Raw genomic sequence first — 16,090 nt, forward strand, 5'->3', positions numbered from 1 at the left:
AACCGCGAACGCGCACCGGTGGTCAGTGCCGGCCCAGTGAAGAGCGGGCCAGTGACGCTTTGCCGGGCAGGGTGCAGGGACGGCGAATCGCCGCCCGAAATGCAAGGTCCGCCCCGGCCGACGCCCCCTGTCGCGGTCAGGATAGGCCAGGCGCGCGGCCGCATCAATCGGGCCCGCCTCACGCCTGCCACCGCGCGGGCCTGCCCTCGACCTGGGCGTGGAAGAAGCGCCGCACGGCCAGCATGTGCTCGCAGGGGCCGCGGGTCAGCCGGTTGTGGGTGTAGAAGCCGCACTGGCAGGTGCCGCCGACCATGCGGTCGTCGGGATCGAGCTCCACCGCGGGCGTCAGGCTCCGGCCGTCGTCCAGCACGGTCCCGCTCAGGCGCCGCCTGTCGCCCGCCGGCTCGACGGGCCCGAGGGTGACCAGCCCGGCCGCCAGGAACCGGTCGGCCTTGGCCTCCTGCTCGGAGGCGAAGCGCAGGGCGCCCGGCGCCAGCGGCTCCCGGGTCAGCTCCCGCAGGCGGTAGACGCGCTTGTCGAGGTCGAACATGGCGCGGCCGGCCTGCACGTAGCCGCCGAGGGCCGCCTCCACGGTCGCCCGGTCGAGGCCGGTCTCGGCGGCGAGCGGCCCGGTCCCGGCGGCGTGGTGGCGCCGGAGCGCCGCGAAGACCCGGGCGGCGGTGCCGGCGTCGACCTCCGCCCGGGGCGCGAGCAGGTCGAACTGCCCGGCCCGGGACCAGTCGTTGGCGGTCCAGCCCGACAGGCCGAGGGTGAAGCGCAGGCCCCCGAAATCCACGACCGCGAAGCTCGGAAGCCCGGTGCCGAGGAGGTGCAGCCGCACCGACCGGGCGAGCGGCAGGGTCCGGGCCAGGATCGCGAGGCGCCGCCGCCCCCACAGGCGGATCTCCGCGGCCTCGCCCCCGCGGTAGATCGAGCGCCGGAAAGTCAGCCGCTCGTTCCAGGGCTCGATCAGCACGCTGACCGGCCGGTCGGGCTCGAGCAGGAACCGGAGGGAGCGCGGGCCGTGGCGCTCCCGGCGCGCGGCGAGGCGGGTCAGGATCGCGTGCATGTCGACCGGGTGCAGATCCACCACGTGGGCGGGCTGCGCCATGGCGCTCGACACCTGCAGGAAGCCCCGCATCCAGGAATCCGGCAGCTCGATCTTGTCCTCGCGGTAGGCGGCCTCGCCGGAGGTCTGGACCGCGAAGCCGGTCGGGTCGATCGCCAGCTCCGTGTCGCGGTAGCTGCGGATCTTCTGGAACTCGTCGTAGAGGGCGTGGCTGTAGTCGATGTTGGTCGTGCCGCAGGCCATGTCGCCGATCCGCGCGAACGTGTCGTGGTCGCAGGACAGGCGCCCGTAGCTCGATTCGTCGAGGCTGAACGCCTCGAAGAAGATCTCGTCCGGATGGACCGTGATGACCGGGTCGAGCACGATCCAGGCGTCGAGGTTCTCCCGGTAGAGGTGGTCGAAGTACCGCTTCCGCGCGTCGTAGAACGGCCGCATCACGGCGTCGGAGCGGGCCGCGATGTCCCGGCTCTCGGCGCGCAGCGCCTCGATCTCGGCGCGCAGGCTGTCCTTCTCGGCGAGGGCCTCGGCCAGGAGCTCCTGCTCGTGGGCCTGGAGCCACGCGAAGTAGGCGGTGCGGTCCTTCGGCGCGAAGCGCAGGTCCGACACGACGACGTGGTGCAGGGCCGAGATCGCCTCCCGGAACGGCAGGTGCCGCGCCACGGTCCCGGCGAAGTAGGTCGGCTCGCGCAAGGTGTCGGGGACGAAGCCGAGCCGGGTCGCGTCCGCGTCCGAGACGGCCCGGCTCTCGCCGAGGTAGCGATGGACGAAGTTCATCGAGCCCCTTCCGAGACGGAGACGGGTCCCCGCGGCTCCGGCGGGCACCGGACGAGGGGCACGGCGAGATCGGGATGCGCGTCGGCGACGTCGCGCAGGGTCAGGATCGCGGCGCTGCGGTCCCGGGCCGTGCCGCTCAGGGTGAGGTCGGCGAAGAGCGGCAGCAGCGCCTCGGCGCGGGCGCGGCTGCGCAGGGCCTCGGCCCGAAGGAAGGCGGCCATCCGGTCCTTGGCGACCCGGCCCCGCAGCACCTGCAGCATCACGATCCGGGCGAGGGGGATCAGCCGGGCGAAGGCCGCCTCGCTCGCCACGGCCTGCTCGGTCAGGAGTTCGGTGAGCAGGAGGTGCATCGACGGGGCGGGGTGCTCCAGGAGGCGCAGGACCTGCGCCTCCGCGTCCTCGGGCCGGAGCCGGCCGCGCAGGAGATGGCGGGCGAAGGCCAGGACCTCGGGCTTGACGCTGTCGGTGACGACGGCGAGCGCCTCCGGCGTCCAGGCGGCCTCCGGCCAGGACGCGAACAGGCCGCGGGCGAAGGCGAGGGTGTCGGGCCAGTCGCTCTCGACGAGGAGCACGGCCTCGGCCGCCGCGGCCTGGAACCGGGCCGGATCGGCCGCGAAGGCCGCCATCGCCCAGTCCCGCACCGCCCGGTAGGGGTGGCCGCCGAGCCGGGCGATCTGGCGGACGCTGAGGGCCTCGGCGCGCCGGTCGGGCAGGAGGGCGGCGCCGAGGCGGCGGGCGCCGTCGGCCCGCGCCTGCAGCAGGCGCCACAGGGTGCCGTCGTCGAGGGCGGCGCACTCCCCCGGCAGGGCCTCGCGCAGCAGCGCCACGACGTCGGCCGCGTAGGCGTCGTCGGGCGCCGCGCGGAACAGGCTGCCGATCAGCTCCCGGGCGAGACGTGGGGCGAGACCCGGATCCGCCGCCGCGAGGCGCGCCACCAGGGGCCGGGCGGCCTGCCGGACGGCGCTGCCGGGCCCGCTGGCGAAGGCGACGATCCGGTCCGCGCAGGGCCCGAGCCGCGCGTCGTCGAGGCGCGCCAGCAGGACCAGGGCGGCGACCCGGATGTCCTCGGATTCCGCGCCGATCAGCGCGTCCCAGCTCTCCGGCGGCAGGCCGGCGGCCCCGGCCTCGGACTGCGCCAGGAGCGCGAGGCCGGCGGATCTCACCGCGGCAGCCGGGTGGGCGATCAGGGCCGCGGCGTCCTCGGACGCGACCAGCAGGTCGCGGTCCGGCCACAGGAGGGGCAGGGCGGCGCGCAGGCCCCGGATCGCGGACGTCGCGGCCGCGCCGGGCTCCGGCGGCATGGCCCGCAGCCACGCCACCAGCCGGGCGACCAGCGGCGCCGCGAGCCCGGGGGACAGCGCCCGCGCCCGGGCGAGGCCGGGGAGGGCCGCCCGGACATCCGGCTCGGGGCTCGTGAGCAGCGCGGCGGCGAGGTCGGGATCCGACCAGACGGCCGGCGCCCCCGCCTCGAGGCGCCGCAGGGCCAGCGCCCGCGCCTCCGGCTCCGGGCTCGTGAGCAGCGCCGCCACCAGGGCGGCGAGGTCGGCGGGGTCGGCGATCCCGGCGGCGAGGCGCGCCTGGGCGGTCTGGAAGGCGAAGGTCCGCACGGCGTCGTGCGCCGCCGCCAGGAGGCGCCCGATCGCGGCGGCCGTCAGGGCCGCGCAGGCTGCCGGATCCGCGCGCAGCACCCGCAGGCCCAGCCGCGCCACCGCCTCGATCCGCCCCTCCGCGGCGAGGCGGAGCGCCAGGTCCGGGCGGGCGCTCCAGAGGTCCGGGAAGGCCTCGTCGCGCCGGTCGGGATCGACGGCGCCGGTCTCCAGGAAGGTCAGCGATCCCGCCCGCGGCCGGGCCTCCGGGGCGTGGCGGTACAGGAGCTGGCTCGCGGTCCAGTTGCGGGCGAGCGGCCCCCGCGCCCGCGCCTGCCGGCCCCAGGTCCCGTCCGGCTGCCGCCCCCAGGCGGTCCAGCGCGCCGGGGGGTCGAGATCCTCCGGCCCGAGGGCCAGCAGGAAGCCCGCCGCCAACGGGGCGAAGGCCGGGTCCCCGACGGCGCCGCGCTTGCGCAGGGCGCGCCAGATCCGCCGCTTCATGTAGGCGCGGGTGGCGGTGGACAGGCCGAGCCGCGCCTCCGGGCCCTGGCGCGCCGCGTCCACGGCGACGTAGCGCCGGAGGTCGGGGACGTAGGCGTGGCTCCGGCCGGCCCGGTACATCGCCTGCGCGGTCTCGAAGCGCTGGGCGGCGGCGCCGAACAGGGCGGCGTCGTCGGCCATCTCGGCGTGCTTGAACAGGCGCCGCAGGCCGATCAGGTAGGGCGGCCGCGCCGGCAGGCGGAGGAGGGCCGCGCAGAGCGTCGCGTGCAGGCCGGGCGCCGCCTGCGCCCGCCGGCCGAGCGCCACGAGGGCCGGCCCGACCCGGCCCGGATCGTGCCGGGCGAGGCCGTCCAGCGCCCCGCACAGGCCGTCGACGTCGCCCGCCTCGGCCGGCCGGGCGACCATGCCGGGCAGGTCCGGCTCGGCCTCCGGCCGGCAGGCCCCGGTGAGCGGGGCGGCCAGGGCGAAAAGGGCGAGGTCGCGGACCACGCTTCCGGGCGCGTCGGCGGCGATCGCCGCGAGCACCGGACCGGCCTCGGCGCCCGCCGCCCGGGCGAGCGCCCAGACCAGGGCGTAGCTCGCCCGCGCCGGGCCGAGCGCCCGCGCCAGGGCGATCAGGTCCGGAGCGGCCGCGGCCAGCCGCAACTCGCCGATCCGCCAGAGCAGGCGGTCGCGGTCGCGCTCGGTCCAGCTCCCGCGCAGGCAGGCGGAGAGCCGCGCCAGCAGCACGCCCGCGCGCCCGTCGGCCGTCGCCGCAGGTGCGGCGGACTCCGGGCCGTCGACCCGGCGGTAGCCGCCGTTGATCTTGGAGACCACCACGCTGTCGAACACCCGGGCCGCCGCCTCGGCGGTCACGGGCTGGGGCGTCTTGGAGCCCTCGCGCAGGGTCGCGCCGCGCCGGCCGTAGCGCGTGTTGACGAAGTAGCGCTCGGGCGTCCCGAGGGCCTCGTTCTCGATCAGATCGACGTCGTAGACCTTGTCGGAGGTGGCGTCCCGCAGATGGAGGCGCGCCGCGCGGACGACCCTCATGCCACCGTGCCGGCCCGCGCGGTCGGGCAGGGCTGCGTCGCGCGCGCGCGACGGTCGACGGGTCCACGCATCCGGGCTCCTCGCGAAACGACCGGGACGGGCCGGCCGGCGAATCGCGGCGCCCGATGGCGCGGCAACCTGCCCCAGCGGGGCCGCAGGGGCAACCGCATCCACACGGTTCCGTGATCAGCCCTCCGCCGGCCCGGGATCGTCGCGCATGGCGGCGACCCAGAGGGCGGCCCGGGCGAAGGGGCCGGGCTCCGCGGCCGGGGCGGCGAGGAAGGCCGAGAGCCGCGCGGCGGTGGCCGGATGGCCCGCCGCGGCGAGGCGTGCGACCAAGTCGGCGCCGCCGGCGCGGGCGCTGGCCGCGAAGGCCCGCCGCCCGGCATGGAGGGCGTTCGCCAGGAGCGCGGCCGCCTCGTCGAGGAGCGTGGCCGGCCCCAGGTCCGGCGCCGGCGGGATCGGGTGGCCGGCGCCGTCCGGGGCGGCGAGGTCGGGCACGACGAGCCGGTCGGCCGACACCGACCAGGGATCGCAGACCAGGGCGCCGTCCTCGATCCGCACCGGGCCGGCGACCTGCCGCACCGGTCCCCAGCGCCCCGAGCAGGCGCCCGCGAGGGCGTCCAGCGCGTGCGGCGCGGCGGGGTCGTAGGCGCGGGCGAGATGGAGCGTGCCGCCCGCCTCCGGCAGTTCGACGGCGGCCTGCCACGTCTGGGCGCCCGGCGCCCAGGCCTGTCCGAGGACCGCCTCGACGGCGAAGACGTGGAAGGCCTCCAGCCGGTCGCGCGGGCGCAGGAAGGCGGGCGGCCGGTCGGCGAGGCGGCGCAGGACCGACGAAACGTCCCGCGCCGCCAGGGGGGCCGGGAGCCGCACGCGGGCGTCCCGCGGCAGCAGCGCCGTCCGGCCCCGCGCGCCCTGGCCGAGGGCGAGGAGCCCGTCGGCCCGGCGCCGGGCGACGCTGGTCAGGATCTGGCCCTGGCCGGTGCCCGCGACGGACAGGCCGGGGCTCAGGAGGCGCCCGGGCAGGCCGGCCACGACGTCCGCCTCGGCCTCGCCCGGCGCGAACGCGCGCTCCAGCGCCAGGAGCGCGCCGGTGTCGGTGTCGGCCAGGGCCACCCGGGCGGCGGCGCCGCGCCCGCGGGCGAGGAGCCTCGCGCCCAGCGAGACGAGGCGGGTCTTGCCCATGGCGGTCTCGTAGGGCTGGCCGAGGCCGAGGGCGACCGCCCCGCCCCGGACGCGGCCGAGGAGTTCCGCGGCGAGCGCCAGGACGACGGCCGCGTCGTAGGCGGCGTGGCGCCCGGCATAGGCCGGGAGCTGATCGGTGAGTTCCGCCTCCGCCAGCAGAACCTGCGTGGCGCCCCGCCTCTCGGCCGCCCGCCGCAGCCGGACGAGGGCGGCGTCGTGGGCCTCCGGCCCGGAGACCACCCCGGCCTCCAGCAGGCCGGCGACCACCCGGTCGACGGCCTCCGCGAGTCCGTCCTCCGCGGGCGTCGCGGCCGTGGCGGTCCTGGCCGGCACCGCGCCGCCCAGGCGGATCTCGGGGGCGCCCGCGGCCTCCCGGAAGGCGCGGATCGCCAGGGCGACGTGGGCGCAGCCGCCCCCGGCCGCGCAGTCGCAGCGGGCGTAGCCGACGGCGTCGGGCACGAGGAAGCGCACGGTCGCGGTCGGGAGCCGCGCGGCGGGCACGGCGCCCCGCTCCAGCCCGACCGTGATCCCACCCGCCAGGAGGCGCCGCAGCTCCGCCGCCGCCGCGCCGCCGAGCCCCGCCTCGACGGTGGCGCCGTCGAGGGTGCCGGGATCCCAGGCGACCGCCGCCGCAGCCAGGACGGCAGTCCGCTCGGCAGTCTCCTCTGTGGGTCCCTCGGCGGCCCCCTCGACCGGCCCGTCCGCGACGGCCGCCGCCCGGTAGGCGACGACGAGGGCGACCCGGTGGCGGCACATCCCGCTCGCCGGGCAGGTGCAGGTGGCCGCGTCGGGGGGCCGGCCGGGGCCGAGCCGCGTGACCGTGCCGTCGGCGAAGCGCGCCTCGACGGTGCCGTCCCCGGCCTCCGCGAGGGCCGGCCCCGCGCCGGCGGCGACCTCGCGCAGCGCGCGCTTCACCAGCCCGGCATTGGCGAGCTGGATCAGGCCGTCATCCGTGAGGGCGCGGAGGTCGGGGCGGGCCATCGGCGCCGCTCAGGCCCGGATCGCGGCGGCGAGCCAGCCGGCGAGCTCGCCGGGCGTCATCGCGCCGATCTCGGCGCCGGCCGCCACGAGCCGCTGCGCCATCGCCCGGTCGTAGGCCGGCCGCGCCTCCGAATCGAGGGCCGCGAGCCCGAGCACGCGGGTCCGCTGGCCGGAGAGCGCCCGCACCTGCTCGACCAGCGCGGCCTCGCTCGCGCCCTCGTAGAAGTCGGAGACCAGCACCACGATCGCCCGCTCCGGCGCCGCGATCAGGCCGGCCGCGTAGCGCAGGGCGCCGCCGATGTCGGTGCCGCCGCCGAGCTGCACCTTCATGAGCAGCTCGCAGGCGTCGTCGCAGTCGCGGGTCAGGTCCACCACCGCGGTGTCGAAGGCGACGAGGTGTGTGCGGATGCCGGGAAGCTTCCACAGGCAGGCGGCCATCACCGAGGCGTGGATCACCGAATCGAGCATCGACCCGCTCTGGTCGACGAGCAGGATCACCTGCCACGGCCGCATCTGCCGCCGGTTCCGGGCGAAGAAGTGCAGCCGCTCGACGGTGATCCGCCGGCTCTCGGGATCGTAGTGGCGCAGGTTGTCGCGGATCGTCCGGTTCAGGTCGAGGTCGCGGGCGCCGGGCAGGCGCGTGTGCCGCCGCCGGTCGAGCACTCCCGAGAAGGCCACCGCGAGGTCCCGGGCCAGCCGCTCCATCAGCTGCCGCACCACCTCCTGGACGAGCTTGCGGGCCATCACCAGCACGTCGGGCGCCATCAGGTGCTTGGTGCGCAGGACCGCCTTCAGCAGCGTCTCGTTCGGCTCGACTCGGGCCAGCACCTCGGGATTCGTGACCACGTCGTCGATGGCGTAGAGCTCGATCGCGTCGCGCTCCAGCCGCTCGATCGTCTCGCGGGGGAAGAGCGTGTGGACCGCGTTGATCCAGCCCGGCACCGTCAGCCTCGAGCCCTCGCGGCCGCCCTGGCGCCGCTCTCCCCGCGCCGCGCCCTCGGCGTCGCGGCCGTAGAGCCAGTCGAGCGCCTGATCCATGGCGGCCGCCTCCCCCGAGAGGGCGCAGCCGGCCCCCGCACAGGCCGAGTCCGCCGCCTCGCCGAGGATGAGCCGCCAGCGCGTGACCGGGTCGAGGCTCACCGCAGCCGCGTCCCGGCGAGGAGGCTCGGCCCGCGCAGGAGCTCGCTCGCCGTCACGGGCGCGAGCTCCCCGAAGGTCCGCTGGCCCGGATCCGTCCGGCTGCTCCAGGGCGAGCCGAGGGTCAGTTCGCCGAGGGTCTGCTCCCGGTCTTCGAACTCCACCGCGCCGGTGAACAGGCCCTCCGAGAAGGTCAGCGACGCCTGGCCGACGGCGCCCCCGGGGAAGGTGACGGCGCGCTCGATCCACCACACCACCCCGGCATCCTGGGGCGCCCCGAGGGGCCAGCCCCTTGCGGCCATCCCGCGCAGGCGGTTGGCCTCCACCACGGTCCCGGCGAAGCGGTCGGTCGTGGCGGCGGCCGCCTCGGCCTCCGTGAAGGCGTAGGTCTCGCGGGCGAGCTGCGGGAAGGGCTGGACGATCTCGTAATCGCCGAACAGCGCCCCCCAGGCGGCCAGCGCCCCGGCTTCGAGCTGCAGGGGATGGGCGAGGCCGATCAGGCCGGGGGCCGCTCCGGTCAGGTCGAGGTCGAGCGGCGCGTCGTCGGCATCCGTGAAGGTCAGGTCCTCGGCCACCCGGAAGGTCAGGCCCGGGCCGGTCCGCGGGTCGGCATCCGCGAAGGTGGCCCAGACGAGGCGCTGGGCGAGGTGGCGCACGAGCGGGTGGGCGGCGAAGCAGGGGCCGAACACCGTCGGCTGGACCCGGCGGGCGCCGGCGAGCATCGCCTCCAGGCGGGCCACCTGCAGGCTCGCCACGGCCCGCGCGTCCTTCTTCAGGGCGCTCCAGCGGGCCACCGCCGCCGCGGCCTTGGCGGGCTCGTCGGCCTTGGCGGGCTTGGGCAGGTCCTTGAGCCTCTGGCCGGCGGCGTCGCGCACCCAGGGCTTCAGGGTCTCGTCGAACCCGACCCGGAACCCGCGGGGGCCGAAATCGAGGTCGAGGCCGCCGCGGGCGTCGAGGTCGAGGTCGGGGGCGAGCCGGTCGGCCAGCTCCTCGGGAGTGAGGCCGCGGGCCTCCGCGAGCTGGGCGATCTTCTGCCGGGCCTTCTCCTGGAGCCCCTTGAACTTCAGCTTCTCGGCGATGCCGTTGAGGTTCATCAGCGCCACGTCGGTGCCGATGTCGACCAGCACGTCGAGGCCGGTGACCGCGCGGGCATGGGCGGCCTCGCCGGGCCAGCGGCGGATCAGCCGGGTCAGGTCGCGGGCCGTGGCGTCGGTACCGAACCAGCCCAGCGCGCGCAGGGCCCAGCCGTCCTTGGACGGCGTCCCGGCGGCGATCCAGGCGGAGAACAGGTCCCACGCGAAGGCCGCGAGACTCTCCTCGGTGCAGGCCTCGCGCACCATCGGCACGCCGGCGTAGACGGCGTCCGGGTTGGTGAAGGACAGCATCTCGCAGAGGGTCAGGATCGCGGCGTCCGGCAGGGCGGTCCCGTCCCGCAGACGCGGCCGGGTCAGCATGGACGGCACGATCCAGGCGGGCGGCCTGCCGACCTTGGCGGGGACGCGGGCGAGGGGATCGCGGTCGAGCACCTGCGCGACCGCCTCGGTCACCTCCGGCGCCTGGTCGGCGTAGCGCGCCGCCACGGCCGCGACGGCGGCGCGGCCGTCCGGCCGATCCTGCGACAGGACCCGCAGGGCGTGCTCGGCGGCGTCGCGCAGCGCCCCGGACCGGCCGACGGCGTCGGGCAGCAGGCGGGTGAGGGCGGTCTCGCGGTGGCGGCGGAGCCACGCCAGGGCCGGCTCGCGGGCCTTCTTGAGCTTGGTGAGGGCGCGGGCGGCGGGCGCGGCGAGGCGGGCATCGTCCACCGCCGCGACCGCCGGCAGCAGCCCGACCGGATCGGCCTCGACCAGCCCGACGAGGCCCGGCACCGCCCCCGCGCCGAACCGCGCCAGCATCGCCCCCACGATCTCCGGCCATTGCGAGACGTGGAAGCATCCGGTCACGACGCGGGGCTGCGCCCACAGGGCGAGCGCCAGGGGCTCGGGCTGACGCTCCAGGCTGCCGACGAGCTGGTGATAGGGCGAGTTCGACCAGTAATGGCAGGCCCCGTCGATCTGGGCGACGCGGGCGGCGACCCAGGCGATCAGGGCCGGCGGGTCGTCGCGCGGCGGCTCGGAGAGCGGGGGCGGGATCCGGCTCCAGCCCTGCGTCGGGTGGGCGAGTTCCGCGGCCGCCACGAAGGCCCGCAGAGCCTCTGGGCCGTCGAGGGTGACGGCGTTCCGCGCGCGCCAGTAGCTCGGCGCGACCTCCGGCACCGCGTGCGCGAACGGCGTCGACAGCGGCGCGAGGGCGAGGACGAGGTCGTCCCGGGTCCGGGCCTTGGCCTGCCAGGGCGGCGCGCGCAGCACCCGCGGCCAGGCGGCGGGCTCCGCGAGGGGCACCGCGCGGGCCTCGGCCAGGGCATCGAGGATGCCGGCTCCGCGCCCGCCCGACGCCGCCAGCCAGCCGCGGACCCGGTCGATCCCGTGGGCCTCGAGCGCCCGGTTCACCCGGGCGCGCAGGGCGGGCTCGGACCGGCCGCCCGCGAGGGCCGCGAGGCAGCGGGGCAGGATCGCGGCGGGGTCGGCCGCCAGCGCCGCGTCGAGGGCCGCCGCGACGGGCTTCTCGTGGAGATGGGGCAAGAGGGCCGGGAGCGCCCCGGCCTCGCCCGTCGACAGGATCGCCAGGGCGACCGTGCGGCGCTCCTCGTCGAGGGCGTAGTGCAGCAGCCAGTCGAGGGCCGGCAGGGCCGGCTGCCCGGCGGCGCGGGCCACCGCCAGGAGGGTCGCGGCCGCCTCGGCCGCGTCGAGGGCGCAGTAGACGAAGTAGAGGTGGTAGCTGCGCTTGGCGCGCCAGGCCGCGACCGCTTCCGGCGGGGCGTCGGCCAGGAGCGGCAGGTAGACCGTGTCGGCCGTCACGTCGATCCCCGCCGACGCGGCGGCCTCGATCACCGCGACGGGCTGGAGCGGGTGCGGGGCGGCCCGGTCGTCGGCCAGGATGAACGCGAAGGCGCAGGCCGCCGGCCAGTCGTGGTCCTCGGCGATCCGCGCGTTCAGGAACGCCACCGCGGCGTCGTAATCGGACTCCGGCGCGTGCACGAGGGCCGCCCGCAGGGCGAGGTGGAGCGGCTCCGCCCAGGCCAGGCGCTGGTAGGCGCGCGGCGTCTTCGCGGTCGGGCGCCGCCGGTCGGCCAGCCGGGCGACGGCCTCCGTCCCGCCCTCGGACACGGCGTAGCGCAGGACCGCCTCCAGCGCCCGCCGCAGGACGGCGTCGCCGGTGGCGGCCCGGGACGGATTCCCCTGGCGGCGCGCCTCCGCGGCGTCGACGACCGCGTCGAGCCAAGCGGCGAGGCCGTCACGGTCGGGCGGCGCTCCGGCGAGGCGCGCGGCCTCGGCGTCGCCGAGCGCGGCCGCCAGCGGCGCCGCGACCGGCCGCCACGCCGCCGCCGCGTCCGGGCGCGGACCGGGGCGCAGGCGGGTCGGCAGCGGCACCGCCTCGAAGACCGCGGCCGGGGCGGGGGGCTGGACGGGCTCCGCCGGGGCGGCCGGGGCCGGCGGGGACTCGGCCGGCGGCGCGACGGCCGGCTCGACGGCTCCCTCCGCGGCTGTCTCGACAACCGTCCCGGCAACCGTCTCGGCGGCCGGTCCGGACGCCCGCGCCGCGCCGGGCTTCCGGGCCGCGGCCGGGGCGGGGGCCGGCGCGGGGGCCGCCCCGTCGGCGCGGACGTAACCCTTGGCGGTCTTCTCGCGGACGAGCTTGTCCTTCTCCTTCACGGCCGCGGCCGCGTCGGCGCAGGTCTTGTCCTTGCTCTGGCCCTGGGTGCCGAGGCGCCCGAAGCGGACGGTGAGCGTCGGGCCGGAGACGCCGACCTCCCAGAACTTGGCCGCGCTGCCCTCGACCAGCTCGTAGCGTTCCATGGGCTGTCTCCCTCTCACGCGTCGCCGGCGGCGGCGAGCAGGCTCGGCGTCCGCAGGACCTCGCTCGCGGTCACCGGGTCGAGGTCGCCGAACCGGTGCGTCGCCGCGGCGCGCCAGCCGGTGTCGGACAGGGTCAGGGTCCGCAGCGTCTGGATCCCGTCGCCCTCCGGTCCGGGCCGGTGCCAGAACCCGTCCTCGAAGCGCAGGACCGCGACGAGGCGGGTGCCGTCGGGCAGCGCGACCGGGCGCTGCACCGCCTGGACGTGCTCGCCCCCCGTGTCGGTCGACCAGCCCTGGGGCCGCAGACCCCGCAGGCGGCGGCCACCCACCCGAACCCCGTCGAAGCGCGGGGTCTCGGCGCCGTCCCGCTCGGCCGCGGTGAACGCGAAGGTCTCGCGGGCGAGCTGCGGGAAGGGCTGGGCGATCTCGTAGTCGGCGAACAGGCCGCTCCAGGCCGCCAGGGCGTCCGGGCCGAGGTGCAGGGGATGGACGAGGCCGACCACGCCCTCGGCCGCCGCGACGTCGAGGCCGCGGGCGTCGTCCGCGGCGTCGGTCGGCGAGAGATCCTCCGCGAGGCGGAAGACGCGCCCCGGCGGCGTCGCGGGCGCGCCGTCCGGGTAGAGGCCCCAGACGAGGCGCCCGGCGAGGTGGCGGATCAGCGGGTGGGCGGCGAAGAACGGCCAGAACACCCCGGGGGCGACGCGGCGCTGGGACGCCAGCATGGCCTCGAGCCGGGTGACCTGCAGGCCGGCCGCGGCCTCCGCGTCCTTGCGCAGGGCCGCCCAGTGCCGGGACGCTGCCTTCGCCGCCTCGGGATCGTCCGCCTTGGTCGGACGGGGCAGGGCAGCGAGTCGCCGGCCCTCGGCGTCGCGCAGGACGGGCTTTAGGGTCTCGTTGAAGCCGACCCGGAACCGGCGCGCCCCGAAGGACAGGTCGAGCCCGCCCCGGGCGTCGAGGCCGAGATCGGGGGAGAGCCGGTCGGCGAGGTCCACCTCGTCGAGGCCGCGCGCCTCGGCGGCCTCGACGATGGCGGCGCGGGCGGCCTCCCGCAGCTGCAGCAGCGGGCTCTTCTCGGCGATGGCGCTGAGGTTCATCAGCGCCACGTCGGTGCCGATCCCCGCGAGCACGGCGATGCCGGCCTTGCCGCGGGGCTTCAGGCCCGCCTGCCCCCAGGCGCGGATCTGCCGGGTGAGGTCGCGGGCGGCGTGGTCGCCGCCGATCAGGGCGAGCGCCTGCAGGGCCCACTCCCCCGTCGCCTTGGCGCCGGCCGCGATCCACGACTGGAACAGCGCGACCGCGAAGGCGTCGAGGCTCTCCGGCGTGCAGGCGGCGCGGACCTGCGCGACGCCGGCGTAGGGCGCGAGCGGGTCCGAGAAGGCGAGCATCTCGCACAGGGCGGTGACGGCGGCGTCGGGCAGGGCGCCGCCGCTGCGCAGGATCGGGCGGGGCAGGGCGGCCGGAACCACCCAGTCGGGGAGCTTCGGCGGCTTGGACGGCACCTGCTCCAGCGGGTCGCTGTCGACGCCGGCGGCCACCGCCTCGGGCACGCCGGGATCCCGCTCCGCGTAGGCCGCGACGGCGGCGTCGAGGGCGGCGCGACCCGCGGGCTCGGCGGCGAGGAAGCGCAGGGCCGCGTCGGCGGCGTCGCGGTCCGGGCCGGCGGGCCCGAGGGTCTCGGGCAGGAGCCGCAGCGCGGCGGTGCGGGGATGGGCGCGCAGCCACGCGGCCGCGGCCGGCCGGAGCTTGCGGGTGCGGTGGAAGGCCCGGGCGGAGACCGGGGCGAGGTCGGCGGCGTCCACGGGCTCGACCTCCGGCAGGAGCTGCGCCGGATCCGCCGCGACGAGGCGGACGAGGCCGGGCACGGCCCGCGCCCCGAAGCGGCACAGCATCATCGCGATGGTGCGCCGCCACGCCACGTAATGGGCGCGCTGCGGCCCGGTCTTCTCCCACAGCATCAGCGCCAGGGGCTCGGGCTGCCACCCGACCATCCGGAACCACGGCCCGTAGTTGAAGTAGAAGAAGCCGGTGAACGCGTCGCGGTCCAGGTCGAGCCGGCGGTCGAGCCAGGCCAGGGCCGCCCCGGGCTCCGCGTCGGCGGCCGGGACGGGCTCGGCCGGCGGCGGGATCGGCATGTCGTAGAGCGCCTCCGCCTCGGTGGCGCGGATCCGCGCCGCGAGGTCCGACATCGACTCCACCAGCGTTCCGGCCTCGAAGTAGAAGGTGCCGCGGTCGAGGGCCTGATCGGGGTCGAAACCGTGCGCGAAGGGCGTCGGGATCGGCGCCACCGCCCGTTCCGGCCGGGCGCGCGCGGCCCCGCGCCGCCGCCAGGGCGGGTCCCGGAGCACGGGCGGCAGGGCCTCCGGCGCCGCCTGCGGCGCGCTCCCGGCGGCGAGCAGCCGATCCAGGCGCCCCGCGCCCCGGCCGCCCTCGGCCGCCGCCCAGGCGCGGGCGGTCTCGTGCCCGTGGCGCTCGGCGAGCGTCACGGCCCTGGGGCCGTAGGCGAGCTCCCCCTTGCCGTGGAGGGCGCCCAGATAGGCCCGCAGCATCCAGTCGGGGAAGGCCGCGTCGGCGGCGTCGAGGGCGTCGCGGACCAGCTTGGTGCCGACGAAGGGCAGGAGCGCGTCGAGGGCGTCGGCGGCACGGGTCTCCAGCAGCGCCCGGGCGATGAGCGTGCGCTCGGGGCCGACCGCCCCTTCCAGGAGCCAGACGAGGGCCGGGGTGGCCGCCTCGCCGGCCGCCTCGGCGGCGGCGATCGCGGTCGCGGCGGCCTCGTCGGCCGCCACGTCGCAGGTCGCCAGCGTCGCCCGGTGATACGGCGCGGCGTACCAGGGCGCCGCCAGCGCGGGCGGCAGGTCGACGATCAGCGGCAGGGCCGCGTGGGACGTGCCGTAGGCCTTGGGATCCGGCGGGTCGCAGCGCGCCAGCACCGCGCGGGCCCAGAGGGCGTGGTCGGCGCCCGGCCGGTCGTCCGCGAAGACCGCCGCGAGCCAGCGGGCGAGGGTCGGCTCCGGCTCCGCCGCGGCGAGCCGGAGGGCGGCCTCCAGGGCCTCCGCGTACTCCGCCTCGGGGGCGGCGGTCAGGGCGGCCCGGACCCCGCAGGCGGTGGGCAGGTCCCAGGGCGAGACCGGCAGGGAGCCGTAGCGGCCGGAGGGGCGGGGCCGCAGCCGGTCGAACAGGGCCACGAGCGTCCCGGTGCCGGAGCGGGCCACGAGCCAGCGGGCGAAATGCGTGAACGCCGCCCGGGCCGCCGGCCCGTGCGGTCCGGGCTTGTCACCCCAGAGGCGCTGATGCAGCGCCGGGCAGGCCGCCTCGAGCTGCTCCAGCCAGCGCCGGGCCTCGGCCCGATCGGGGGCCGGCGGCGCGCCGTCGAGCCGCGCGGCGAGGGCCTCGGCCTGCGCGCGGGCCTCGTCCGGGGCGGCCGCCAGCAGCGGGCGGATCCGCGCCGCGAAGGCGGCCCAGTCGGCCGCGGCGTCGAGGGGCGCGCCGGGACGGCTGCGCGTGGGCAGGGGCGTGCCGGAGAAGATCGGGGCCGTGCCGGCGTCCGGGGCGCGGCGCGCCTCCGCCCGGGCGGCGGGGGCGGGCGGGACCTCGGCGGGCTCCGGATCGGCGACCCGGGTTCCGGCGGCCCGGGCCGTCGCCGCGCTGCCGACCCGGGAGGCCGGGTCCGGCCCGGCGGGCGCCGGGTCGCCGGCCGGGCGATAGCCCTTGCCGGTCTTCTCCCGCACCAGCCGGTCGCGCTCGGCCTGCGCCGCCTGCGCGCTCGGGAAGAGCTTGGTCTTGGACTGCCCCTGCGTGCCGATCCGCCCGAATCTCACGATGAGAACGCTGTCCTCGGTTCCGGCCTCCCAGAACTTCGCCGATGATCCCGCCGTCAGCTCGTAACGCTGCATGCAGTCCTCTCCCGGTGGCGCGGCGGTAAAATTTTCCTTGTCGGG

At 77.9% G+C, this 16,090-nt stretch carries 6 protein-coding genes; all 6 read right to left on the reverse strand.

The window, feature by feature from the left end; genetic code table 11:
• Window positions 1-178: 178 nt before the first annotated feature.
• Window positions 179-1,843: an SWIM zinc finger family protein gene (locus tag J3A75_RS11255; protein WP_024830568.1), complete on the reverse strand. Its 1,665-nt coding sequence runs from the start codon at window positions 1,841-1,843 to the stop codon at window positions 179-181.
• Window positions 1,840-4,959: a hypothetical protein gene (locus J3A75_RS11260; protein WP_209650187.1), complete on the reverse strand. Its 3,120-nt coding sequence runs from the start codon at window positions 4,957-4,959 to the stop codon at window positions 1,840-1,842. Before J3A75_RS11260 ends, J3A75_RS11255 begins: the two co-directional genes overlap by 4 nt.
• A gap of 186 nt (window positions 4,960-5,145) precedes the next feature.
• On the reverse strand, window positions 5,146-7,125 hold the full coding sequence (locus tag J3A75_RS11265; RefSeq protein WP_209650188.1) for a hypothetical protein: 1,980 nt from the start codon (window positions 7,123-7,125) through the stop codon (window positions 5,146-5,148).
• A gap of 9 nt (window positions 7,126-7,134) precedes the next feature.
• The gene (locus J3A75_RS37240; RefSeq protein ID WP_053621397.1) at window positions 7,135-8,265 is read right to left on the reverse strand and encodes a VWA domain-containing protein; all 1,131 of its coding nucleotides are present in this window, start codon (window positions 8,263-8,265) and stop codon (window positions 7,135-7,137) included.
• The gene (locus tag J3A75_RS11275; RefSeq protein ID WP_209650189.1) at window positions 8,262-12,155 is read right to left on the reverse strand and encodes a DUF4132 domain-containing protein; all 3,894 of its coding nucleotides are present in this window, start codon (window positions 12,153-12,155) and stop codon (window positions 8,262-8,264) included. Before J3A75_RS11275 ends, J3A75_RS37240 begins: the two co-directional genes overlap by 4 nt.
• A 14-nt stretch (window positions 12,156-12,169) precedes the next feature.
• The gene (locus J3A75_RS11280; protein ID WP_209650190.1) at window positions 12,170-16,045 is read right to left on the reverse strand and encodes a DUF4132 domain-containing protein; all 3,876 of its coding nucleotides are present in this window, start codon (window positions 16,043-16,045) and stop codon (window positions 12,170-12,172) included.
• Between the last annotated feature and the right edge of the window lie 45 nt (window positions 16,046-16,090).

The organism is Methylobacterium sp. PvP105 (genome assembly GCF_017876975.1).
GTDB lineage: Bacteria > Pseudomonadota > Alphaproteobacteria > Rhizobiales > Beijerinckiaceae > Methylobacterium > Methylobacterium radiotolerans.